The organism is Gilliamella sp. wkB178, assembly GCF_001690705.1.
GTDB lineage: Bacteria > Pseudomonadota > Gammaproteobacteria > Enterobacterales > Orbaceae > Gilliamella > Gilliamella apicola_K.
In genome coordinates this window covers 13,919-39,683 of sequence record NZ_LZGK01000013.1, presented here as the reverse complement: position 1 = coordinate 39,683, position 25,765 = coordinate 13,919, and the positions used below count along the sequence as shown (strand labels likewise).

Annotated in this window: 21 protein-coding genes and 1 tRNA gene; 6 read left to right on the top strand and 16 right to left on the bottom strand. The window is 34.9% G+C overall.

All coding sequences use genetic code 11. The annotated features are described in order from the left end of the window. Positions 1-487: 487 nt before the first annotated feature. From A9G13_RS04445 to A9G13_RS04405, 9 genes are all read right to left on the bottom strand, one after another. Positions 488-563 (bottom strand) — tRNA-Ala (locus A9G13_RS04445). A 125-nt stretch (positions 564-688) separates the two neighbouring features. Next, positions 689-1,684, bottom strand: coding sequence for a protein translocase subunit SecF (gene secF / locus A9G13_RS04440; protein WP_065557075.1), 996 nt, complete (start codon positions 1,682-1,684; stop codon positions 689-691). 15 nt (positions 1,685-1,699) lie between these two features. Then, positions 1,700-3,556 carry a protein translocase subunit SecD gene (gene secD, locus A9G13_RS04435; RefSeq protein ID WP_081301160.1) on the bottom strand — a complete coding sequence of 619 codons (1,857 nt, stop codon included), beginning with the start codon at positions 3,554-3,556 and terminating at the stop codon, positions 1,700-1,702. Positions 3,557-3,614: 58 nt separating this feature from the next. Then, positions 3,615-3,947 carry a preprotein translocase subunit YajC gene (yajC, locus tag A9G13_RS04430; protein WP_065556417.1) on the bottom strand — a complete coding sequence of 111 codons (333 nt, stop codon included), beginning with the start codon at positions 3,945-3,947 and terminating at the stop codon, positions 3,615-3,617. A 191-nt stretch (positions 3,948-4,138) separates the two neighbouring features. After that, positions 4,139-5,830, bottom strand: a complete 1,692-nt coding sequence (locus tag A9G13_RS04425) for an NADH-quinone oxidoreductase subunit N (protein ID WP_065556416.1) — start codon at positions 5,828-5,830, stop codon at positions 4,139-4,141. A 5-nt stretch (positions 5,831-5,835) separates the two neighbouring features. Then, positions 5,836-7,380: a complex I subunit 4 family protein gene (locus tag A9G13_RS04420; protein WP_065556415.1), complete on the bottom strand. Its 1,545-nt coding sequence runs from the start codon at positions 7,378-7,380 to the stop codon at positions 5,836-5,838. A gap of 17 nt (positions 7,381-7,397) precedes the next feature. After that, a complete protein-coding gene (locus A9G13_RS04415; RefSeq protein ID WP_065556414.1) occupies positions 7,398-9,245 on the bottom strand; it encodes an NADH-quinone oxidoreductase subunit 5 family protein in 1,848 nt (615 codons plus the stop codon). After that, positions 9,242-9,544 (bottom strand): NADH-quinone oxidoreductase subunit NuoK, encoded by a 303-nt coding sequence (gene nuoK, locus A9G13_RS04410; RefSeq protein WP_065556413.1) that lies wholly within the window; start codon positions 9,542-9,544, stop codon positions 9,242-9,244. The genes A9G13_RS04415 and nuoK overlap by 4 nt, the downstream gene beginning before the upstream one ends. Before the next feature lies 1 nt (position 9,545). Continuing rightward, positions 9,546-10,037 (bottom strand): NADH-quinone oxidoreductase subunit J family protein, encoded by a 492-nt coding sequence (locus A9G13_RS04405; protein ID WP_065556412.1) that lies wholly within the window; start codon positions 10,035-10,037, stop codon positions 9,546-9,548. Between the two features lie 348 nt (positions 10,038-10,385). Between A9G13_RS04405 and ppc the strand changes: the two genes are divergently transcribed. Next, complete coding sequence (gene ppc / locus A9G13_RS04400; RefSeq protein WP_065556411.1) at positions 10,386-13,031, top strand: phosphoenolpyruvate carboxylase; 2,646 nt, start codon at positions 10,386-10,388, stop codon at positions 13,029-13,031. Between the two features lie 39 nt (positions 13,032-13,070). On the opposite strand, the gene A9G13_RS04395 is transcribed toward ppc, so the two are convergent. The 5 genes from A9G13_RS04395 to aspS form a co-directional block, all read right to left on the bottom strand. Next, the gene (locus A9G13_RS04395) at positions 13,071-14,132 is read right to left on the bottom strand and encodes an SEL1-like repeat protein (protein WP_065556410.1); all 1,062 of its coding nucleotides are present in this window, start codon (positions 14,130-14,132) and stop codon (positions 13,071-13,073) included. A 135-nt stretch (positions 14,133-14,267) separates the two neighbouring features. Further along, positions 14,268-15,731 carry a 4-hydroxy-3-polyprenylbenzoate decarboxylase gene (gene ubiD / locus A9G13_RS04390; RefSeq protein WP_065556409.1) on the bottom strand — a complete coding sequence of 488 codons (1,464 nt, stop codon included), beginning with the start codon at positions 15,729-15,731 and terminating at the stop codon, positions 14,268-14,270. Positions 15,732-15,811: 80 nt separating this feature from the next. After that, complete coding sequence (locus tag A9G13_RS04385; RefSeq protein WP_065556408.1) at positions 15,812-16,228, bottom strand: hypothetical protein; 417 nt, start codon at positions 16,226-16,228, stop codon at positions 15,812-15,814. A gap of 10 nt (positions 16,229-16,238) precedes the next feature. Beyond that, positions 16,239-16,691, bottom strand: a complete 453-nt coding sequence (nudB, locus tag A9G13_RS04380; protein ID WP_065556407.1) for a dihydroneopterin triphosphate diphosphatase — start codon at positions 16,689-16,691, stop codon at positions 16,239-16,241. 10 nt (positions 16,692-16,701) lie between these two features. Next, entirely contained in the window at positions 16,702-18,459 is a 1,758-nt protein-coding gene (aspS, locus tag A9G13_RS04375; protein WP_065556406.1) for an aspartate--tRNA ligase, read from the bottom strand. A 273-nt stretch (positions 18,460-18,732) separates the two neighbouring features. On the opposite strand from aspS, the gene A9G13_RS04370 reads away from it, so the two are divergent. The 5 genes from A9G13_RS04370 (at position 18,733) to dusC (ending at position 23,106) form a co-directional block, all read left to right on the top strand. Next, on the top strand, positions 18,733-19,518 hold the full coding sequence (locus tag A9G13_RS04370) for a DUF3100 domain-containing protein (RefSeq protein ID WP_065556405.1): 786 nt from the start codon (positions 18,733-18,735) through the stop codon (positions 19,516-19,518). Continuing rightward, positions 19,518-19,967, top strand: a complete 450-nt coding sequence (locus A9G13_RS04365; protein ID WP_065556404.1) for a hypothetical protein — start codon at positions 19,518-19,520, stop codon at positions 19,965-19,967. The genes A9G13_RS04370 and A9G13_RS04365 overlap by 1 nt, the downstream gene beginning before the upstream one ends. Before the next feature lie 18 nt (positions 19,968-19,985). After that, positions 19,986-21,305 (top strand): amidohydrolase, encoded by a 1,320-nt coding sequence (locus tag A9G13_RS04360; protein WP_065556403.1) that lies wholly within the window; start codon positions 19,986-19,988, stop codon positions 21,303-21,305. Between the two features lie 77 nt (positions 21,306-21,382). Further along, entirely contained in the window at positions 21,383-22,153 is a 771-nt protein-coding gene (locus tag A9G13_RS04355; RefSeq protein ID WP_065557074.1) for a molybdopterin-synthase adenylyltransferase MoeB, read from the top strand. Beyond that, positions 22,153-23,106 carry a tRNA dihydrouridine(16) synthase DusC gene (gene dusC, locus A9G13_RS04350; protein WP_065556402.1) on the top strand — a complete coding sequence of 318 codons (954 nt, stop codon included), beginning with the start codon at positions 22,153-22,155 and terminating at the stop codon, positions 23,104-23,106. Before A9G13_RS04355 ends, dusC begins: the two co-directional genes overlap by 1 nt. Before the next feature lie 14 nt (positions 23,107-23,120). On the opposite strand, the gene A9G13_RS04345 is transcribed toward dusC, so the two are convergent. Further along, entirely contained in the window at positions 23,121-24,089 is a 969-nt protein-coding gene (locus A9G13_RS04345; protein ID WP_065556401.1) for a hypothetical protein, read from the bottom strand. Positions 24,090-24,162: 73 nt separating this feature from the next. Beyond that, on the bottom strand, positions 24,163-25,701 hold the full coding sequence (gene murJ, locus A9G13_RS04340) for a murein biosynthesis integral membrane protein MurJ (RefSeq protein WP_065556400.1): 1,539 nt from the start codon (positions 25,699-25,701) through the stop codon (positions 24,163-24,165). Between the last annotated feature and the right edge of the window lie 64 nt (positions 25,702-25,765).

The window sequence follows — 25,765 nt, the reverse complement described above, 5'->3', positions numbered from 1 at the left end:
AACCACATTTGTGATAAGGGAGACAAGAGAATTTTAATATAACCCTTTTAAAATAAGGTCATTATATTTATAAAATATAATCTGAAGTCCCAAACATAGTTCCACAACAAAAAGTGAATCTAGGCATGGGGATTTTTTAACCACAAAATTTGTATTCGTATTTTATTTTTCGTGGTTAAAAAAATTTGATTAGATGGGGGAGCCTCCTAAGGAAATAATCTATTGAGATTTACCTATCCCCCATATTCACATTTTATAGGACTTTCGAAAGCATCTTTTATCTTAGCTGCTAGATTAGCATCAATTAAAGCCTATATTCACTGCATATAATATAATTTCATTAATACACAGGCACAGTTATTGATTGTTTCTAACTCACCATTAGATCCCAATGATTTCATTGTTTTGATAAAATCTTTGTTTTTTAGTTTTATATTTGATTAAATATACTTTAGTGGTTATAAAAGAATTTTACAGAATATTGAATTGGTGGAGCCAAGGGGGATCGAACCCCTGACCTCAACGCTGCCAGCGTTGCGCTCTCCCAGCTGAGCTATGGCCCCAATAGAAAGAAATAAAACTGCGGCTAATGATATGCAACAACAAGATAACTGTCAATCTATTTGATTGTTGCTTGTTTAAAATACGATCAAATGAACTCTGCCATACAATGGCAGGGTTCAATCAATTAACGTAGAATAGAAGGCTGATCAGCACCTTCGGCTTCAACTTTAGGTGGCATAAAGTGTTCGCGTTTAACACCTAATTTCAGTGACATATAAGCAGCAACATAGATAGAAGAGATAGTACCAAGTAAAATCCCTACACCTAATGTTTCCGAGAATCCTTTCAACATAGAACCACCAAAGATATATAAAATAATAACTACCGCTAGTGTCGTTCCTGACGTCATTAAAGTTCGATGTAATGTTTGGGTCAATGAAATATTGATTACATCATAAGGTGATGCCCGACGAATTTTCCTAAAATTCTCACGGATACGGTCAAATACAACGATGGTATCATTGAGAGAATAACCAATTATGGATAACATTGCCGCAATAATAGTCAGATCTAACTCTCTATCAAATAGCGACAAATAACCTGCCGTAATTACAACGTCATGAGCCAATGCCACTACAGCACCTGTACCAAAACGCCATTCAAAACGGAAGGCAATATAAATCAAGATACAGACTAACGCGGCACAAATCGCCAAAATACCGTCTTGCGCAAGTTCGGCACCCACAGTTGGACCAACAAATTCAATACGCTTAATTTGAGCGTCGGCATCAATATCTTTATGAATTAGATTGGATATTTTAGTCCCTAAAGCATTATCTATTACCGATGAAACACTACCATCTTCTTGTTTAGCAGCTGCCAAGCGAATAATAATATCTTTACTACTACCGTAATATTGCACAATTGGTTCATGATATCCAGCGTCACGTAAGCTGTTACGCAAGTCGTCGAGATTGACTGATTTAACTACGGTTAACTCAACTGTGGTACCACCGGTAAAATCTTGACCTAAATTAAAACCTTTGACAAAGATCACTACAAACGATGCAACAACTAATAACATTGAAATAACAAAGGCAATAAAACCAAACTTCAAAAAGTCGAGGACTCTGCGACCATGATTTAGCTCTCTAACATCATGATTTTCTTTTTTATTAATAATCACAATAAACCTCTAAATTGATAACTTATTAACACGACGACCACCATAAATAAGATTGGCAAGTGCTCGTGTACCTACAATCGAAGTAAACATTGATGTTACAATACCAATGCCTAAAGTAATCGCAAAACCTTTTATTGAGCCGGTTCCAACTGCATAAAGAATAACTGCGGTGATTAATGTGGTTAAATTAGCATCGAAAATACTACTCCATGCACCCGCATAACCTTCATTGATTGCATGCTGAACTCCACGACCATTACTCAGTTCTTCTTTAATACGTTCATTTATTAAAACGTTAGCATCAACCGCCATACCAACAGTCAATACAATACCGGCGATTCCCGGCATACTTAGCGTTGCCCCCGGCAATAAAGACATAGCGCCAACAATTAAAATTAAGTTAGCAACTAAGGCTAAGCTGGCGAACACACCAAATAATCGGTACATAGCTAACATAAAGATAACTGAAACCAATAAGCCCCATAAGCAAGATTCTAAACCTTGGGTGATATTTTCTTGCCCCATTGATGGTCCAACAGTTCGCTCTTCAATAATTTGAATCGGTGCAATTAATGCCCCTGCACGTAACAATAGCGATAAATTTTTAGCTTCATCTACATTACTAATACCGGTTACTTGGAAGCGATCACTAAAGATACCTTGAATAGTAGCAACATTGATAATTTGTTCCTGTTTTTCAAGAATTGGCTTGTCATTTTCATCACGTTTGCCGGTATCTTTATATTCAACAAATAAAGTTGCCATAGATTTATGAAGATTTTTTTGCGTAAAATCTAACATGGTTTTACCACCAGCACTATCCAGTGTAATAGCAACTTCTGGTTGGCTATATTCATTAACTCTAAAGGATGAATCGGTAATATGATCACCAGTTAAAACAATACGTTTATACAGTAAAACAGGGCGACCACTGGCCATATATTTAATTTCTGAACCATAAGGTACTCGCATGTCCCCACTAAGCATAGCTGGTAAATTAGCGGTATTGTCTTCATTTACTTGTCTAAACTCAAGTGTTGCTGTTGCACCTAAAATACGTTTTGCTAAAGCAGTATCCTGAATACCTGGTAACTCTACTACGATGCGATCGGAACCTTGACGTTGAACTATTGGTTCAGCTACGCCTAACTGATTCACACGATTACGCAAAATAGTAGTATTTTGTTGGACAGCATCACTTTTGGCTTGTTGTAAGCGCTGTTCGCTGATATTTAGTACAATACTATTTTCACTTTGAGAAGCAACTTTGAAATCTTGTAACCCATTAATTTTAGTAATGGCTTTATTGCGATCTTCTGTATTTTCAAATTGCATCACTATTTGCTGATTGCTGTCTTTCGCAATAGATTTATATTTTAATTTGCTATTAGTAAACTCAATTTTTAGGTTTTCAATGGACTGTTCAGTTAGTTTACTTAAAGCTGTTGTCATATCCACTTCCATTAAAAAGTGAACACCACCACGCAAATCAAGCCCCAATTTCATTGGTTCGGCACCAAGTATGGTAAGCCAAGCTGGGGTCGCTGGAGCTAAATTTAAGGCAACAATATAAGTGTCACCTAACGCTTCAGAAATTAACTCTTTGGCTTTTAGCTGTGTATCATTATCGCCAACACGAATTAAAATAGATTTATTTTCAAATACAAATGACTTAGGTTCAATATGATTATCAGTCAGTAGCTTTTTGATTTTATCTTGGGTGGTTACAGTAATTTCAGAACCCGGTGACCCGGAAATTTGTATAGCAGGATCTTCACCATAAATATTTGGAAGCGCATAAAGGAGGCCGGCGCAAATTACGACGACCAACATTATATACTTCCACAAAGGATAGCGGTTTAACACGACATATTCTCTTGTGGGTTAGGTAATTAACACAATGAGCTATAACAAGATTATCTTATTATAGTGATTTCATTGTTCCTTTTGGTAACACTGATGTAATAAAGTCACGTTTAATTACTACTTCAGTAGAATCATTTAACTCTAACGCAATATAACCATTTTCGTTAACTTTAGATACACGACCAACTAAGCCACCATTAGTTAACACTTCGTCACCTTTAGAAATAGATGACATTAACTCACGATGAGCTTTAGCTCGTTTTTGTTGTGGGCGCATGATCATAAAATAGAAAAATAAACCAAACACTACCAACATGATAGGTAAGAAATAAGGATTGCTTTCAGATGCTTGTCCTGCGTCTGCATACGCTTTAGAGATAAAAAAGTCCATACTTGTCCTCTTAATTCAAATTTACTTTTTAAAGTTTGGAATTATAACACAATAAATAAATCTATTATTAACTATTTATTGTCAAAATGTTTCCTGAGAAGGGTACGTTTCAGTATAAAATATATCAAGCCTATAACTCATAATAGTCTGCAAAACTAATCCACCAATACAGATGATAGATTAGTAATAATCTATGTGGTTAGATATTGCGCCATACTTACTAAATTAAACAACCATTTAGGGTAAACTCCACACAACAGAATTAATAGCGCTGAGATAGCAATAAATAGTTCACTTATTCTAATATCTTGCCATTTTAATTTAATTATGGAGCTAGTTGATAGTTGGTCATCTCGACTAACTGGCCGTATATATAGATTAATAATTAAACGAGCGTAAAAGTATAGGCCTAATGCACTACCAATGACCACTGCCCCCATTAACCACCATAATTCCGCTGTAACACCTAATAATACTAGTAAAAATCTACCAATAAAACCGGCAGTGAGTGGCACACCGGCTAACGACAATAATCCTAATCCCATTGCTAAGGCAAGAATTGGGCGACGCCAAAATAACCCCGATAGATCAACTTCATTTTCATGATCTTGTAATTCATCAGAATGTGATTCTAAACTAATTACCCCTAATATACAGATATTGGCTAATACATAGCTAATTAGATACACGCCAATGGTTTCTAATGCCAGAACTTGATATTGCACCGCAATTAAAGCAATCAATAAATATCCAAAATGGGCAATGGATGAATAAGCCAATAGCCTCTTCACACTACTTTGCATTAAAGCTAATGAATTACCCCACAAAATAGAACAAAATGCCATAATCACTAAAATGATGCGAATGGTTTCATTATTGACGATCGGAGCTAATAAAAATAATCGGGCGATAGCACAAAATACAGCAACTTTACCTACTGTTGAGAATAATAATGCAACCACCGTTGGTGAACCTTGGTAAACATCTGGAAGCCAAAGTTGAAAGGGAACTAGTGATAATTTAAAACCTATCCCCACTAACATTAAGCAGACGCCTGTTAACAGTAATGTGCTTGGATATGACATGGTGGATAACTGGTAGCTTAAACCACTGAAGGTTAGTTCTCCGGTAGTGGCATAATAAAAAGCGATACCCAATAGCAAAAACACACTGGCAACAGCAGATAAAATCATATATTTTATTGCCGCTTCTAGTGAATGCGTTTGTTGATATTGATAACCGATTAGTCCAACAAATGGAATTGATAATAGTTCTAAACCTATAAAGAAAGACATTAAATGGCTAGCATAAACGAGTGTTACTCCACCTAATGTCATAAATAGTAAGATTACATAAAACAAACCATGATGACTTTGTTCATGCTTAAACCAACGATATGCTAGACTAGCCACTATAATTGAAATAATCAAAATCAAACTAGTATAAAGCAGTCCATAACCATCACAGGTAAATAAAGCAGTAATATTATGAGCTTTCCATTCGTTATTATTGTCATCTGCCTGTGAATTAGTTTCACTATTAGAGTTATTATTACTATTGTTATTCACAGCATCATTCGTTGGCGTTACTGGATCAGTCGGTACTGCATCAATGGCTATGGTTTCTTCATTAGGTGTATTAGCATCCGTAGTCGGTTCTGATGGAGTTACAGATATTTGCATATTGTCACTACTTATATCTGTAATCATTTGAGTATTGTTTGAAATTTTATAACCAATCACTGTTGAGCAAATTAGTGCACTTACTAAACCTAATATGGTTAAAATAGTGCACCATCTGGTATCCACTTTTAAAATAAATAGCGCCGACAGCAAAACAATAATGGCGAAGCTTAATACAAAAATCGGTGATAAGGCTAGCATATGTTTTACTCTCCAATTCGCTCTGAAATTATATATTGTTGTGTTTGATTCATAACTGAATAGGACATATCTAGAATCGACTGCGGGTATAAACCAATAAAAATAAGTACAAACAATATACTAGCTAATAACAATATATCTTTTTTACTAAGTAACCGTTTGGATATCGCCTCATTACCAACTTCACCATAAAAAATCGGTTGCATACGAATAATGAATGAAATAGACAATAATAATAAGCCGATCACTAATAAAATTGAATAAAAATAGAATGAGGTATAACTTCCTAGTAACATCATGTAATTACCAACAAAATTGGCAGTACCGGGAATACCTAAAACGGCCAGTATAAAAAATAATGAGAGCGAGGAAAGGTATCTAACATGTTCTTTAAGACCTGTAAATTGACAAATATTACGAGTTGAATAACATTCTACTAATAAGCCACTAACGATGAACATGCCCACTATAGCTAAGTTAATAGCTATCATCTGAATTACCACTCCTTGATAAGCAAGAATAGAACCACTATAAATAATTGCAGTGACAAACCCCATTAATGCTATATGAACATAGGCGATTATTTTTTTTATGTCGGTCTGATTAAAAGTTAATAAAGCGGCATAAATGATTGTAACCAAAGCTAGCAACAGTATTAATGGCATAATCATCAGAGATGCATTGGGAAATAATGGAATAACAAAGCGTAATAAACAAAATGTGGCAGTGTTAAGTAACAAACCGCTTATCATCATAGATCCGGTTGTAGAGGACTCAATATGGGCTTCAATAAACCAATTGTGAAATGGCACAAAGGGGATGCGTACAATAAAAGCGGCCAGAAAGCCTAACATTAATAAAAACTCTGTATAACTAGAGATAGGGGTTTTAGTTAAAATTTGATAATCAAAAGTCCAAGTATCCGTTAAATTCCAATTTATTAAAGCCAATGAAACAATAGATATTAACATTAATAAACTACTAATTTGGGTATAGATCAAGAATTTACTCGCGCCATTAAAACGTAATTGCGAACTTGAATCCCGCCTTCCCCATAATGAAATCAAGAAATAGATTGGTATTGCGACCGCTTCCCAAAAAAAGAATAATAAAAACAGGTCAGTTATTACAAATAACATCATCACGGCTGAAGTCATAAATAAAATACACAAATAAAACAGCCCTAAATTACCTAAATTTTCTTTACTGGAATAAATAATCGTTAACATCACAATAAAGAGTGTCGAGGTAATCATTAATAGCGAGAACCCATCTAAAACCAGATGAAATTGAATACCAAGTAATGGTATCCAATCAATATTTACTTCATCTATCCAATTAGTTCCCTGTTGTAAAACATCTATAGCTTCTATCCATAGATTAATCGCTATTAGTAACGTAACGAGAATGGTTATAAAAGCCACCACTATTGGTAACTTATACCACCGAACTTGGATAGTTACTGAGTTTATTATCCTTTGTACAAAAACATGGCATAGCCAGCCAATAAGTCCGCCAATTATGGGTAAAAAAACAAGCCACAGCAACATGAAAAGTCACACCTTTATCAAATAAAAATCAGTAACATCAATATAATAATGCTACCTATTACCATCGATACCATATACCATCTTAGTTGCCCATTTTCTAGGTTGACAATATACGAATTTATTTTTTTGATTCCCCATATAATCCAATCATCCCACATAGCTAAAGGATCTCTTTTAAAGAGATTAGCCAAGTAGGTATAAGGCTTAACAAATATGGTGTTTAGTAAAAAATCAAACCGCCAATCCCCACAACATAATCGCACTAAAAATTTGACTATTGGAGTATTTAATACCTCTTGTACTTCACTATTCGGGTGTGCATACAATAAATAAGCAATAAGAAAACTTAATAACGTTACCGCTGCTAACAGAAGCTGAAAGGATAACTGACCATTAGTATCTAAATCGGCAATTGGAATAACGCCTTGTATTGGTAAAGGGAAATAAATAAACAAGGCTGTAGTAAAAATCAATAAGATAAAAATAGGGCAATAAGTTATCCATTTAGTCTTGGTAAAATGGTAAATTCTTTGTTTATGATAAAATACCATGAAAATTAATCGCCAAATACTTAAACTTGAGAGTAAAACCCCAAGTAAACCTATGGTTCCAGCGACTAAACTTTCTTCAGTCATTAACCCCCAGATGATATCGCCTTTAATATAAAAGGATGCAGAAATCCAAGGCATCGCACTTAACGACAACATGATTAACAAAAAGATACTATACAAAATAGGAAAATTATTAATTAAACCACCTAATTTACTAATGTCGCGTTCACCTTGGCATTTTTTGATTAAAATAGCTGACGCTAAATTGAGTAATGTGCTAGTAACAGCATAGTTAATCAAACAGTTTAATGATAGGTTCCAATTCTCGGTGGCAAATGCATAAAAAAGGTAACTAATTTGCGCTAAATTAGTATAAGTGATAATGCGTTTAATATCATATTGAACCAATGCTATTGAGCTAGCAAATAATAATGTTAATGATGAAATTAAGGCCATAATAGCAAGTATATCGCTAGACATCATAAATAGATTACTTAATCTTAATATTAAATAAACCCCAGCCAAAATAACGGTTGAAGATTGCATTAAAGTTACGGCTGGCATTGGCGCTAATGTTGTTTCAGTAAACCATGAGTGCATAGGGAAAAGAGCTGACTTACTCATAGCACCCAGAAATAACATTAAGGTTATCCAAAATATAATGTCCGAATCAACGGCTAAATTATCATGGGCTTGAGTTAATACATCGCGAATATTTAACGTTTCAACGGTTTGATAAAGCAGGAAAATACCAATAATTAAAAAGATATCAGTTAAATGCATAATAACAAAGGCTTTAACCGCAGCATAACCGTTACGGACTTGCTTATAATAAATGCCAATAAGTAAGTAAGTGCTTATACTCACCCCTTCCCAACCAATTAGCATAACCAAAAGATTGTCAACCAACACAATGGTCAACATACTAGCAATTAATAAATTACTATAGGCATAAAAGGTATAAATTTCTTTTCTAGATGTTAGATAACAAGCCGCAAAAAAATAGATTAACAAGCCAAAAAAAGCAATGAGTACTAAAAAAGTCAGCGATAAACCATCCAATGTTAACGATATGGGGACTACAAAATCACCAACAGAAAACCAATTCCACAATGGTCTGGTATAAACTAATGACATATCTGGAACAGTGTTTTTACTAAAATCAATACAGGAAAAAATGGTAATTAACATAATCATTAGCATAGTACTAATACCAATAATCATGACATTAATTGAGCGAATATGTCTCCCTAAACAAAGTAACAATAAAAAGGAGATTAATGGAATAATAATAGTTAAATAAAGTAAATTCATCCTTTCATTTCACTCAATGAATCAATATTAAAGATTTTGCGACGGTAAAATAATTTAACAAGAAGAGCAAGTCCCACACAAGATTCGGCTAATACGGTAATAACAGCAATGATAGCAAGTACTTGCCCTTCAGATTGTTGCCAATAGCTACTAGCCGCAACCAACGCAATAATTGCACCATTACTCATTATCATAAAACTGAGTAATAAAAAGTAGAGATTCCGGCGAATCATTATACCTAATAACCCAATCACAAATAAAATAGAAGCAAATATAAGACAATACATGAGTGGTATCATGTTACTTCTCCGATAAAAGGCGATGCATAAAATGATAAGTAATTACTACAGCACCTAATAATAAAAAACCAACTAATTCAATAATCAAAATATAAGAGTTTAATGACATTTGGTGCAATAAATCATTTGATGCTTTCAATTCAGTATAGTCAGTGCTCACTACAGCATAAATGAGTACCACTAATAAAATAAAAGCCAAAATCAGTGGGCCTAACCAAATTTTCGGACTTATGCCACGCTTACTTTGTTCAATATTATCAATGCGAATTCGGAGAATAGTTGCCACTGATAAAAATAAAGTTACTGTACCACCGATAAATAAAATAATATATAAAATAGCCGAAAAATAAGTATCAAGAAAAATAAATATTAAGGCTGTTGCAAAAAATGAGATAACCAAATACAGAATAGCCTTATCAATACGTAAGCTACTAATTACTTTTATACTAGCGAAGATTGTAATGATCGACGCGATATAAAAAACAATGTTCATTAAATAACCTAACTTACATTTATCATGACGTTAGTATATACCCAAATCACTGCAAGATACAGTTTACTAATGCTTTGTCTTCATAAAAAACCAATACTTATAAAAAATTTTAAAAAAATTATTTTAGATTTAGTGTATGTTTTAGTATATTTACTTGGTTCTTATAACTAAAACCAATTAAACAAGTTAATAATATAAAATTTTATGATTTAACCTAAAAACCACATTGTTATAAAGTATATGGAACTACTAAATTAACCTATATTTATAATTAAACAGCTTTGAATTAACCATTTGATACTATTACTTAAAGTTGCTTAGATATAATAAAAATAAAACGAGAATACCATGAATACCCAATACTCTTCTATGCGAAGCAACGTCAACATGTTAGGTACTTTACTTGGTGACGCGATTAAACGTGCCACGGGTAATGCAACATTTGAACTAGTGGAACAAGTCAGACAGTTGTCGAAATCAGCTCAACAAGGTGATAAACAAGCTCACAATGAATTATTAAAGTTAATTAAAAATCTCAATGATGAAGATTTATTACATGTTGCCCGCGCTTTTAATCAATTTTTAAATTTGGTTAATACTGCGGCTGAATATTATGGTATTTCACCTCACGGTGAAGCATCAAATAGTCCACAAAAAATGAAAGAGTTATTTAGCACCCTGAAAAATCTGAATTTTTCCAATCAAACTATTTACCAAGCAATTCAAGATTTATCCATTGAACTGGTGTTAACTGCTCACCCTACGGAAATTAATCGTCGCACTATGATTAACACTTATACCGCTATCAATAATTGCTTATCGCAACTGGATCATAACGATTTAGCTGATTATGAAATTGATCGGATTATGCGGCGCTTAAAACAACTTGTATGTCAAGCCTGGTATACCGATGAAATCCGTAAAAAGCGCCCTACCCCGTTAGATGAAGCCAAATGGGGATTTTCAGTTATTGAAGACAGTTTATGGGAAGGTGTACCGCTATTTTTGCGTGAATTTAATGACCAATTAGTCGATGCTTTTGAAGAACAATTACCCGTTAATCATGTCCCAGTAAAATTTACTTCTTGGATGGGTGGGGATCGTGATGGTAATCCAAATGTTACAGCTAAAGTAACTAGCCAAGTGATGTTACAGGCTCGTTTGAAAGCTATTGAACTATTTTTAGCAGACATTCAAATATTAGTTCGCGAATTATCGATGACGGAATGTAGCCAATCTGTCATTGATTTGTTGGATGAACCGAATAAATCAGCATCTGAACCTTACCGAGTAGTGATGAAGCAACTGCGATCACGTTTGGTGAAAACTCATAGCTATATTGTTTCGCTGCTTAATAATGAGCAAGTGTTAGCTCCAAAGGATATTTTAGTTAAGAATGAACAATTATGGATTCCACTTTATACCTGTTATCAATCATTAATTGACAATGGTATGTCAACTATCGCACATGGACCTCTTTTAGATACACTACGGCGTATAAAAAGTTTTGGTTTGCAATTAGTCAAACTAGATATTCGCCAAGATAGTTCAGTACATACCGAAGCATTAGATGCCTTAACTAAAGAACTCAATTTGGGCCGCTACGCTAACTGGTCAGAACAAGAGAAACAAGATTTTTTATTGACCGAATTACAATCTAATCGTCCTTTATTACCATATAACTGGCAACCTGATGCTATGGTTCAAGAAGTGTTAGATACTTGTCGCGTAATCAAAAAAGCGGGAGAAGAATCCATTGCTGCTTATGTTATTTCCATGGCAAAAGCCCCTTCTGATATTCTAGCGGTTTACCTACTGCTTAAAATTGTCAATTGCGAAAAAAATATCCCTGTAGCACCATTATTTGAAACATTAGATGATTTGAATAATGCTAAAACAGTCATGCAAAGGCTATTAGATATCCCTTGGTATCGTGAAAAAATCCATGGGAAACAGATGGTGATGATCGGCTATTCTGACTCAGCCAAAGATGCTGGAACACTTGCGGCATCGTGGGCACAATATCGCTCACAAGAAGAATTAGTAAATTTATTTAACCAATATAATATTAATCTGGTGTTATTCCATGGTCGTGGCGGTTCAATTGGTCGTGGTGGCGCTCCAGCTCATGCTGCATTACTTTCACAACCACCTGGATCATTAAAAGGTGGATTACGAGTTACAGAACAGGGAGAAATGATTCGTTTCAAACTTGGTTTACCTGAAGTAGCTTTAAGTAGTTTAATGCTGTATGCCTCAGCTATTTTACAAGCTAATTTATTGCCACCACCAGAACCTAAACAAGCATGGCGAACAATAATGGATGAAATGTCAGATATTTCATGCCAATGTTATCGTAGCTATGTACGTGAACGACCAGAATTTGTCGATTATTTTAGATCTGTTACCCCAGAAACTGAATTAGGTAGATTACCCCTTGGTTCAAGGCCACAAAAACGCCGAACTGGTGGAGGCATAGAAAGCTTGCGTGCGATCCCTTGGATTTTTGCTTGGACCCAAAACCGTTTAATGATGCCATCTTGGCTTGGTGCTGGTAATGCTTTAAAATTTGTCATTGAAGAAGGTAAAAAAAACCTCTTGCAAGAAATGTATCATAAATGGCCATTTTTTAATGCACGCTTAGGCATGCTTGAAATGGTATATGCTAAAGCAGATCCCAATATTCATGAATATTATGAACAGCGGTTAGTCGATCCTGCAATGTGGCCACTGGGTGAAGAATTACGTAATTTGTTAACTCAAGATATCAATACTGTATTGAGTATTACTGATGATATTAGTTTGATGGCCGACTTACCTTGGATTGCCGAATCAGTCGCTTTACGTAATACCTATATTGAACCATTAAACTTGTTACAAGTAGAATTATTAAACCGTTCACGTCAGAATTATGATGATGAAAACATCATTGTAGAACAAGGATTAATGATCACAATTTCTGGGATTGCCGCAGGCATGCGTAACTCAGGTTAAGACACTGTGTACAAAAGTAAAAAAGGACATTTGTCCTTTTTATTTACCTTTTAACAATTCGTCTAAATAAGCTTTGGCGTCTTGATCACCTTGCTCCGCAGCTTTAGTAAACCAATAAACCGCACGGTTTTTATTTTTCTCAGTGCCTTCACCTTCCAAGTATTTAATAGCCAAATTATATTGAGCATCAACACTACCTTGTTCGGCTGACTTAATATACCATTCAACAGCCTTTTTGGCGTCTTTAGGCACACCACCACCTACTTCATACATCACGCCAATATTATATTGGGCATCAGCATTGCCCGCTTCGGCTGCTTTAGTAAACCAATGTGCTGCTTGAACATTATCTGGTTTGGTCCCTGTCCCAGTAGCATACATTATTCCTAAATTATACATAGCAAGTACATACCCGCGTTCGGCAGCCTGGGTATAAAAATAATTTGCTGCAACATAATCTTTAGTTAAACCATCACCATGTTCTGACATCAATCCCAGATAATATTGGGCTTCAGGATCATTGTTCTTCGCCGCTTTACTAAACCAATCGGCGGCAACCATACGATCTTGTTTTACACCATCACCAAAAAAATACATAATCCCTAAATTAAGATAAGCATCATAAATACCTTGATCGCCTGCTTTTACCAAATAATCAATAGCAGTTAAGATATCTTTTTGTACCCCTTCACCATCTTTATACATTAATCCTAAATTATATTGTGCTAATGGGTATTTTTGATCTGCGGCCAATTTAAAATATTTAAATGCAGAAACTAAATCTGGGGCAGTACCTAAACCTTTTTGGTACATATAAGCTAAATTATTTTGTGCTTTGGCCAAACCTTGATCTGCGGCCTTTTTATACCAAAATAAAGCTCGAATATCATTAATTTCAACACCTAACCCTTGTTGATAAATAGTACCTAATGAATATTGAGCTTGTGCATCACCTTTTTCAGCCGATAAGCGTAAAGAAGGAATCATTGAACTAGGATCTTTAACGTTTAACTCCGTATCAGATGGAATTTGAGGTTCACTAGCCATTACGCTAAGAGAAATAGCTAACAACAAGGCCCATAAATTTTGTATTTTTTTCATAATAATTTAGTTTTCTTTACATTAGTAGTAATTATACATAAATGAATCATAACGGAATAGTTTTTGTTCATTAAAAATTCAGACATGAAATACTAATATAAACTACCGTTGGTATAGATTGTTTAGCTAAGTAGACTATAACCCAAGTTCTTCCCAAATTGCATCCACACGCGCAACTATATTTGGATCTTTTTTGATGATTTTTCCCCACTCTCGCGTTGTTTCTCCTGGCCACTTATTAGTTGCATCTAAACCCATTTTAGAACCTAAACCAGATATAGGTGAGGCAAAATCTAAATAATCAATCGGCGTATTATCAATAAATGTCGTGTCACGGTGAGGATCCATACGTGTTGAAATAGCCCACATGACATCTTTCCAATCACGCGCATTAATATCATCATCACAAACAATTACAAATTTCGTGTACATAAATTGGCGTAAATAAGACCAAATTCCCATCATCACCCGTTTAGCATGGCCGGGATATTGCTTCTTAATAGTCACAATCGCTATACGATAAGAACAACCCTCTGGTGGTAAATAAAAATCAACAATTTCGGGAAATTGTTTTTGCAAAATCGGAATAAAAACCTCATTCAAGGCTAATCCCATGACTGCTGGTTCATCAGGTGGGCGGCCAGTATAAGTTGAATGGTAAATAGCATCTTTACGACGAGTAAAATGAGTAACCGTAACAACAGGAAATTGTTCAACTTCATTATAATAACCGGTATGATCACCATATGGCCCTTCAGGAGCAGTTTCATTCGGATCAATATAACCTTCAAGAACAATCTCTGCCGTTGCTGGTACGTCTAAATCATTTGTTAATGCTTTCACTACCTCAGTACGTTCCCCACGTAACAATCCGGCGAAAGCATATTCTGGTAAAGTATCTGGGACTGGAGTTACAGCTGCCAGAATCGTTGCTGGATCAGCACCAATTGCTACTGCTACCGGAAACTTTTCATTAGGATGAACTTGCTGCCAATCGGCAAAATCAAGCGCCCCACCACGGTGAGACAACCAACGCATAATTAACTTATTTTGACCAAGTAATTGTAAGCGATAAATACCTACATTCTGCCGATCTTTATGAGGTCCTTTAGTAATGGTTAATCCCCAAGTTAACAATGGCGCTACATCTTCAGGCCAACATTGCATAATGGGCAAACAGGTTAAATCCACTTCTTTATCTTTATAGATTACTTCCTGACACGGTGCAGATGAACGGTGTTTAACTGGCATATTTAATACTTGTTTGTATTTAGGTAATACATTAAAAAACTGTCGAATTCCTTTTGGTGGTTCGGGTTCCCGCAGAAAAGCTAGAAATTCTCCAATTTCACGTAATTGTGAGGTATCTTGCCGCCCCATTCCAAGTGCTACCCGTTTAGCGGTACCAAATAGATTACAAAGAACTGGCATATCATAACCTATTGGATTTTCAAATAATAATGCAGGCCCCTCACGGCGTAATACCCGATCAGCTATTTCCGTCATTTCAAGATAAGGATTAACAGGGTAAATGATTCTTTTTAACTCACCTTGTTGTTCAAGATAATCTAAAAATTCACGAAAACTAGCAAAATTCATCTCTTTTTACTCCATTACCTTGTCATATAACTTAATTACCTTAAGGTAGTTTAACATTTTACAAATTCCTATAATTACTATCAATCTGCATCAAAATTTTCGCTATACAGTGGTACTTGTTTATTTAGATTACACGCAATAATTTTAGGCAATAATGTTTGAAATTGTTTATGGTCGATTTTAATAATTTTATCTTGATCAACTTGATAAAATAGATATTGTTCTGATTGATTATCGGATTTAAAAGATGCTATCCAATAGTTCCTATCATCAGCATTTTCATTAGTAAAAATTTTAATTACACTGCTTTCTCGTTTTTCTGGTTGATCATGTAATTGGTAATTAATCAGTTTTTCGACTTTTTCAGAATCAATTTCATCAAAAAAAATATAGCTACTGTTATTAGGTTGGCATTTTTTTATATTGATATCAGCATAACTATTATGCGTAAAAAACAATAAGCTGGATAGAACGATGGTACATAAACTCAATTTCATTTTCTACCTCCTAATTAATTTTGACCAAAGAGTCAATTTTACTAATAGCCTCACCATTATTAGGCGATAAAGTAAGATTGACGGCATCATTGAAGCATAACCATTGATAAGCTAAGTGTTCTGTGAGTACTGGTGTTATTTCACTTAAAAGCGGTAGATAAAACCAATGCTCTTTATTTACTTTTATATCAGGAGCATATCTATGCCGAAATTGCGGAAAAATCTCAAATTCAACTGTATGTTTGGCATCAAATAATGTTAGACCTTGCTTAATAATATTAATGCCAGTTTCTTCAAGGACTTCACGAATCGCTGTATCATAAGGCTGTTCATTGTCCTCCATACTACCTGTTACAGATTGCCAAAAATTAGGATCATCTAAGCGTTGTAACATAAGACAACGCTTAGTTGTTTGGCAATAAATCACCACTAAAACAGATTCTGGTTTTTTAAAGTTTTGCATTAAGCCGTCGCTATTTTTTGCTAACTTCAATTCCGAGTTCAGTTAAAGCTGCTGGATTAGCTGGGCTTGGAGCATCAGTTAATAAACAGGTTGCAGCAGTAGTTTTAGGGAAAGCGATTACATCACGAATATTATCAGTTCCTGTTAATAACATAGTTAATCTATCTAAACCAAACGCAAGTCCAGCGTGAGGAGGGGTTCCATATTTTAGCGCATCAAGTAAAAAGCCAAATTTTTCACGCTGATCATGTTCATCTATACCTAAAATTGAAAAGACCGCTTGCTGCATTTCAGGGCGATGGATCCGCACTGAACCACCACCAACTTCGTAACCGTTAATAACCATATCATAGGCATTTGCCACAGCATTTTCAGGATTTTTGACTAATTCTTCCGGAGTATAATCTTTAGGGGAAGTAAATGGATGATGCATAGCACTTAGCCCTTCATCCGTTTTTTCAAACATTGGGAAGTCAACTACCCAAAGTACAGCCCATTTACTTTCGTCAGTTATGGCTAAATCTTTACCAACCTTCAAACGTAATGCTCCCAATGAATCACTTACTACTTTATAACTATCCGCGCCGAATAATAAAATATCACCATCTTTTGCTTTAGCTCGATTAAGTAAAGCTTCCATCTGTGTTTCGCTAAAGAATTTAGCTACCGGGCTTTGAACACCTTCAAGACCTTTGCCGCGTTCATTCACTTTTATCCATGCCATACCTTTAGCGCCATAAACTGAAATGAACTGACTATACTCATCCAATTGTTTACGGGTTAGGTGAGCCCCATTAGGCACGCAAAGCAATGCAACACGACCATTAGCATCGTTTGCTGGTGTTGAAAATACCTTGAAATCAACATCTTTAACTAAATCAGCAACATCAATAATCTCAAGAGGATTACGTAAATCAGGTTTATCACTACCAAAACGACGCATTGCTTCAGCAAAAGTCATAATTGGGAATGTACCTAAATCAATATTTTTTACATGCAACCAAAGCTCTCGAATCATTTGTTCCATGACTTCACGCACTTGTTCAGCAGTCATAAATGAAGTTTCAACATCAATTTGCGTGAATTCAGGTTGACGATCAGCTCTTAAATCTTCATCACGGAAACATTTAACGATTTGATAATAACGGTCAAAACCTGACATCATTAACAATTGTTTGAATAATTGCGGAGATTGCGGTAAAGCATAAAATTCACCTTTATGAATTCTACTTGGCACTAAATAGTCTCGAGCCCCTTCAGGAGTAGCTTTAGTTAACATTGGAGTTTCTACATCTAAAAAACCATGTTCATTCATAAATGAACGCACAAATGCTGTCACTTGAGCGCGAGTTTTAAAAATTGCAGTCATTTCCGGACGGCGTAAATCAATATAGCGATATTTTAAACGCTGTTCTTCACTATTATTTTGATTAAAATCGAGTGGTAAAACATCACTACGATTAAAAATCGTCAGTTCAGTTGCAAGAACCTCAACTTCACCTGTAGCCATATCCTTATTAACTTGCCCTTCTGGTCGGACCCTTACTTTACCTTTAATTTGAATACAAAACTCATTACGCAATTCACTCGCAAGTTGAAAGGCTTGTTGGTAATCAGGATCAAAAAAGACTTGTACAATACCTTCACGATCTCGCATATCAATAAAAATCATACCACCTAAATCACGGCGCTTATTGACCCAACCACATAATGTGACCTCTTGATTAATATGAGCTGCTGTTAACTGACCACAATAAATTGAACGCATAAAATATCCTGTTTAAATATCAACCTATAAATAATTAAGTATTATAAATTAAATAACCCCCTTATAAAGGTATTTATTGAGATTTATTCGTTAAATATTCGAATATTATTATTCACAACTTCAATACTATAATCACTATTATTAAAACAATTCATCATTATTGACGCATATAATCTAGGTTATGTATATTAATACGCTTAAAAAAACTCGTGTCATAACTTATTAAGACATCAACAATTTTCCATCTAAAAATAAATTAAGGGGTCTTTAAGTATGGAAATTTTAAAAGACTATAGAGTACACTTATTGGCTCTCATAGTGGTACTTATTTGTGAATTTATTGGTCGGCAGACTATTTGGATAGTCACGTTATACCCAATGCTATATGCCATGATTATTGGTGGCATTATTAGCCTGCCTAAATTAAAAATATTAAAAGAAAAAAATATGCACAATGCCAGTGCCGTAATGATTGTGACATTAATGTTACTCATTGCCAAACTTGGAGTTGCTGTTGGTCCTAAAATAAATGAAATTTTAAACGCAAAATTGGCTCTTCTTTTTCAAGAAGTTGGCCACTTTGCTGGAACTATTTTATTAGGTTTACCATTTGCTATGTTGTTAGGCATGGGACGTGAAGCAGTTGGCGCAACCTATTCTGTAGCTCGTGAACCCAATATTGCCATTGTAGCTGATAAATATGGTTTAGATTCACCAGAAGGTCGTGGCGTCATGGCTATGTACGTTTGTGGTACTTTATACGGCGCAATTTGGATGAGTATTTTAGCTAGTGTAATAGCCAAATTAGACATTATTCATCCCTATGCTTTAGCGATGGGGGCTGGTGTTGGTAGTGGTAGTATGATGGCTGCATCATTAGCACCGATTAGTGATCTTTACCCTAATATGGCTGGAGAAATTAAGGCCTATGCAACGGCAGCCAATTTGATGTCTAGTGTACTTGGTATCTACATCTACATCCTATTTTCACTGCCATTTGCCTCTTTTGTTTATAACACCCTTGCTCGTTTACGACATAACAAAACCGGAGTTAAATAATGAAAATTTTAGAAACAATTTTTTTACTTGTTTTAGTTGCAATTATTATGGCTGCTGGTAATACCGTAGGTTATAAAGTCGATTTTATCATTTCACTACAAGCCCTTGGTATCTTAGTTGTTATCTCAATTGTTGGATTATTTATCAGTAAAATCCCGGGGCTAAATAAATTACCAGTAATTTTATGGGTATCTGTTGTGGCTGCAGTAGCTTCATCACCTATCTTTCCTTATCATGAAATTATTGTATCAATTACGGATCAAGTATCATTACTGGCTGTGTGTACCCCTGTTCTTGCTTATGCAGGGCTTGCTATTGGTAAAGATTTAGCATTATTTAAAAGTATCTCGTGGCGAATTATTCCGGTTTCTTTAGCAGTATTTTCAGGCACATTTATTTTTGCTGCATTAATTGCACAATTCACCTTACATTGGGAAGGTGTGATCTAAGGTATATGAGGATTAACTATGACAAAAGAAGAACTAAAAAAACAGGTTTGCCAAGCAATTGAAGATCGAAAAGCAGATATTAAATCGATTGCGGCAGCAATATGGGCTGAACCTGAACTCGGTTACAAAGAAACGAAAACCGCTAAAAAAGTAGAAGATGCTTTTAATAAACTTGGGGTACCTTTTAAAAATAAATTGGCTTTAACCGGAGTTAAAGGTCGCTTAAAAGGTGGTAAAGGGAGTAAATATAGTGTGGCTGTTATTGGTGAACTAGATGCCATTATTTGCGCCGACCATCCTGCTGCTGATGATTTAACCGGTGCAGCGCATTGCTGTGGTCATAATGCCCAGATTGCTAATATGATGGCCGTAACCATGGGGCTACTTGATTCTGGAGCGATGCAATATTTAGCTGGTGATGTAGTGCCCTTTGCCGTGCCTGCTGAAGAGTATGTTGAAATAACCTACCGTAATCGCTTGATAGAAGAAGGTAAAATCAAATATATCGGCGGTAAGCCCGAACTAATTTCTCGAGGTGAATTTGATGATATTGATATGGCATTACAAATTCACTTAACCAGTGTTCCTAAAGAACGTGCTAATGGTTTTATTGAGATATCAACCACTAGTAATGGTTTTATAGGTAAGTTAATAAATTATAAAGGTGAAGCCGCACATGCAGCTGCCGCACCTCATGCAGGTATAAACGCCTTAAACGCAGCTATGATGGGAATTATGGGTGTACATGCCATCCGCGAAACATTTCAAGAAAAGGATTATATTAGATTCCATCCGATTATTACTCAAGGTGGCGATTTAGTTAATGTAGTGCCTAGTGATGTTAGAATGGAAAGTTATGTGCGTGCGGGTAATGTCACAGCTATGATTGATGCTAATGAACGAATTAATCGAGCACTTAAAGCTGGTGCTATGGCTGTGGGAGCAACTTGTGAAATTAAAGATTTACCCGGCTATTTGCCATTACAAAACAATCCTACACTTAATGATCTATTACAAAATAATGCTGGGGATCTAATAGGTAAAGAGAACGTCTGGGTTGCTCCACATATGACTGCGAGCACTGATACTGGTGATTTATCCCATATTATGCCTGTTAGTCATCCATGGATCGGTTCTATTCGAGGTGTGTTGCATGGTAAAGACTATAAAGTATTTGATGAAGATATGGCCTATATCCGCCCTGCGCAAATGATGGCGTGTACTATTATAGATTTACTTTATGCTGATGCCCACCAAGCAAAAACACTTATGTCAAACTACAAACCATTAATGACTAAAGAAGAATATTTAGCTTTTTTAGCTGGCTTTGATAAATAATCCTAATAGCTTGGCACTTTGGTGTGCCAAGTTTCTGTTATAATATATATCAATTATTAATAACTGAAATCATCCCCATGCAAGAACTTAGTGATCAAGAACTCCTGCGTTATGATAGGCAAATTACCTTACGTGGATTTGATATTGATAAACAACAAATACTGAAAAACAGTTCAGCGCTTATTATTGGTTTGGGGGGGCTAGGTTGTTCAGCTTCACTCTATTTAACCGCTGCGGGAATAGGCAAACTAACATTGATTGATTTTGATACTGTATCAAAATCCAATTTAAACCGACAAATTTTATATACTGAAAAATCTATAAATCAATATAAAGTCACTCAAGCTAAACAAGCATTAACTAATATCAATGCCGATACGGTTATTGAAACAGTTAATCAACAACTTGATGATATTGAGCTAACATCACTTATTGAACAACATAATATTGTGATTGATTGCACTGACAATTTAACAACTCGTGAACAAATTAACCGCTGTTGTTTTGCTGTAAAAAAAACATTAGTTTCCGGCGCGGCTATTCGTATGGAAGGGTTATTAACGGTGTTTACTTATCAAAATGATGAACCTTGTTATCATTGTTTGAGTCGATTATTTGGTCAAGATCAACTTACTTGTGTGGAAGCTGGAGTCATGGCTCCGTTAGTGGGTATGTTTGGTTCAATGCAAGCATTGGAAGCTATAAAAGTATTAACCAATTATGGGCAGCCATTGGTTGGACGTTTACTCATGGTAGATACGATGAACATGCAATTTAATCCGGTAACTATAATTAAACAAGCTAATTGCCCCGTATGTGGTAGTAAAGACTTACACAAGGTAACTTAATGTCACTGGAAAGAATTATCTTAGCCCCAATGGAAGGCGTACTTGACTATCACGTAAGGCAAATCTTAACTGAAATTAATCAATTTGATTATTGTGTTACCGAATTTATAAGGGTTACCCATCATAAATTATCCCAACGAACTTTTTATCGACTTTGTCCAGAATTGTATAATCAGGGTAAAACTAAATCCGGTACACCAGTTCGGGTACAACTTCTTGGACAATCACCCGAGTGGATGGCAGAAAATGCAGTTAGAGCTATTGAATTAGGATCATTTGGCGTAGATATTAACTTTGGTTGCCCGGCAAAAACCGTAGTCGGCAGCCAAGGTGGGGCTTTTTTATTAAAACACCCTGACCAGATATTTAATATTGTTAAACAAGTACGACGAGCGATTACCAATACTAATATATTATCAGTAAAAATTCGTTTAGGTTGGGATGACAAATCACTGTGCTTTGAAATTGCTGATGCCATCCAATTAGCTGGAGCAAACGAAATTGTAATTCATGGTCGAACTAAACAAGACGGTTACAAGGCCGATAAAATTGATTGGCATACTATTGGACTAATTAAACATCGCCTATCAATTCCAGTTATCGCCAATGGTGAGATTTTTTCAGTATTAGATGCCCAAAATTGTATTAATCAAAGTCAAACTAATCATATTATGCTTGGTCGTGGTATTTTAAATATTCCCAACTTAGCTAATATGGTTCGTTTTTCTCAGCCAGCTTTAAATTGGCAAGCAGTAATGCAAATACTAATGCGCTACGCCACAACACCAATTGCTAATGTTAAACCGCTTTATCATTCTGCGCGTATTAAACAGTGGCTTATCTATTTGAAACAATATTATGCTCAAGCTTCAGAATTACTCCAAGATATTAGAATGTTAAAGTCTCAACAAGAGATCTGTAATTTTTTAAAAACCAGGACTATTGAATTATAACAATAGAAGTATGCCTAACCTCTTGGTGGATTTGCAAAATAGTATTTGGTCACATAGCGTATAATTAAACAAGATAAAACCAATGATAACAGGAAAGTAAAAGTTGGTGACAACAACATGAAAACTGTATCAATATTATCAAACCAACTAATAAAATAATATGTATTAAATTGAATTACCCATAAAATAATATTTATTAATAATATTAGGACATTAATTACAGTAGCGCTTTTAATGATTCTATCTGATTGCAATACTACAAAAGTACGTTTAAACAGATTTTTGGTTAAAAATATAACTATTAAAAAATTAATTAAATAAATAATCAATGGTAACAACAAATTTGACCAATATGAAAAATGAAAATTCTGTTCGTTTAGTTGTATATTTAATCTTTTCAAAAAAGAAGCAAACATAATAAAAAGGAAAAAGAAAAACGCTAGGAATAAAATAAAGTGAATTTTTGGGCTATTGTATTGGGTTAACTCAAAAGCTTGTTTACTTTTATCAAACCAATCTCCAAAAAGTTTAATATAATAATATGTCAACAAACTAGCTAAACTAAAATATAATAAGGTAAAAACAACAATTATCTGTATAAAAATAAATGACTTTAAAACAGAATCAATAATGTCGTCCAATATATACACATAAGCTATTTGCTGGCATTTATCTAACAAGAAACCCAACACATTAATAAAAAATATATTAATCACTAATAAACCAATATTTTTTAATGTGATAATATGAATATTTATTCGATATAACGCAATAGAAGCAACTACAAAAAATAGCAAACAATCGGGAATTAAATAAAATAGCTGAAATACAATATAATCCCTTCCTATTGACCACAAATAAGAGTAATTATCAAGCACATCCCAAAAAATGATAATAAAACCGATCATTGTGACCAATAATTTCGAAATAGTCAGTAAAACCACAAAAATAAAAGGCAGTTTAAAAAAGGATAATTTTTGCATTTAACTTTCCTTTTTATTAAGGATTTTATACTGAAACGTATAGTTCTCAGGAAACATCTTGACATACATCCTTTTATTCAATACGTTTAATAAAATGTTTAATTTTAAAACCCATCACAATAAGTGAGCCAAAATAAACCGTAATACCCACAATAACTAATAGCAATAAGCGAATAACTCGTATTAACATTGACCCTGTTGACCAATCAGGTAGCCACTGGGCACCACACCATAACGCCATAGACATTAGTAAAACTGCCACCATTACTTTAATTAAGAATCCTCGCCATCCTGACTGTGGTTGGTAAAGTTGCTTCCTACGTAGTTGCCAAAACAATAATCCGGCATTAAAGCAAGCAGCAAGGCCTATTGATAGTGAAAGACCCGCATGTTTTAATGGACCAATAAAAGCAAGATTCATTAATTGTGTTAACAGTAAAGTAAAAATAGCAATTTTTACTGGTGTTTTAATATCTTGGCGAGAATAAAATGCCGGAGCTAATACTTTAATCAAAATCAAACCAAGTAAACCAATCGAATAGGCAACTAGAGCACGTTGCGTCATTAAAGTATCATTTAAAGTAAATTGTCCATACTCAAACAATGTTGAGATTAATGGGCGAGATATTACCCCTAAGGCTACTGTACTTGGTAAGGCTAATAAAAAACAGAGTCGCAATCCCCAATCAAGCAGTTCTGAATATTGTTTATGATCACCTTTGGCAAAACTCTTAGCTAACGATGGCAGCAAAATAGTTCCTAAGGCTACTCCCAGCACTCCAGCAGGAAACTCCATTAGGCGATCGGCATAATACATCCAAGATACCGAACCTGAAATTAAGAAAGAAGCAAAAATGGTGTTAATAATCAGCGAAATTTGACCAACTGATACACCCAAAATAGCAGGTCCCATTTGCTTTAATACTCGCCAAACCCCACTATCTTTAAAACTAATCCGCGGTAACACCAACATGCCAATTTTTTTCAAATAAGGAAGTTGATAAAGCAATTGTAAAATACCCCCGACCCCGACAGAAACTGCCAATGCCATGACTGGTGGATTGAAGTAAGGTGTTAAAAATAATGTAAATACAATCATGCTTAGATTAAGCAAGGTTGGTACAAATGCTGGTACTGAAAAACGATTCCAAGTATTTAAAATCGCTCCTGCCAGAGAAGCGAGTGAAATAAAAAAGATATATGGGAAAGTTATTTGCAATAAGTTAGTAGCCAGCTCAAATTTCCCCGCCGATTCTTGTAAAAACCCTGGCGCCGTCAGCATAATTATAATAGGAGCAGTAACCACACCTATTAAAGTAACTATAGCCAAAACTAAGGTTAATAAACCAGCCACATAAGCAACAAAAGTTCGTGTAGCTTCAATACCTTGTTGATTTTTATATTCAGCTAAAATCGGCACAAATGCTTGAGAAAAAGCACCTTCAGCGAAAATACGTCTGAGTAAATTAGGCAACTTAAAAGCAACAAAAAAAGCATCGGTTGCCATTCCTGCTCCAAAAAAACGAGCAATGATGGCATCACGCACGAAACCTAATACGCGTGAAACCATAGTCATTGAACTAATTGCCGCTAAGGATTTTAGAAGATTCATATATACAACCTAAAACAAATACTGAGGCATAGTCTACAAATTATTCTTTTAAATCACCATGTTT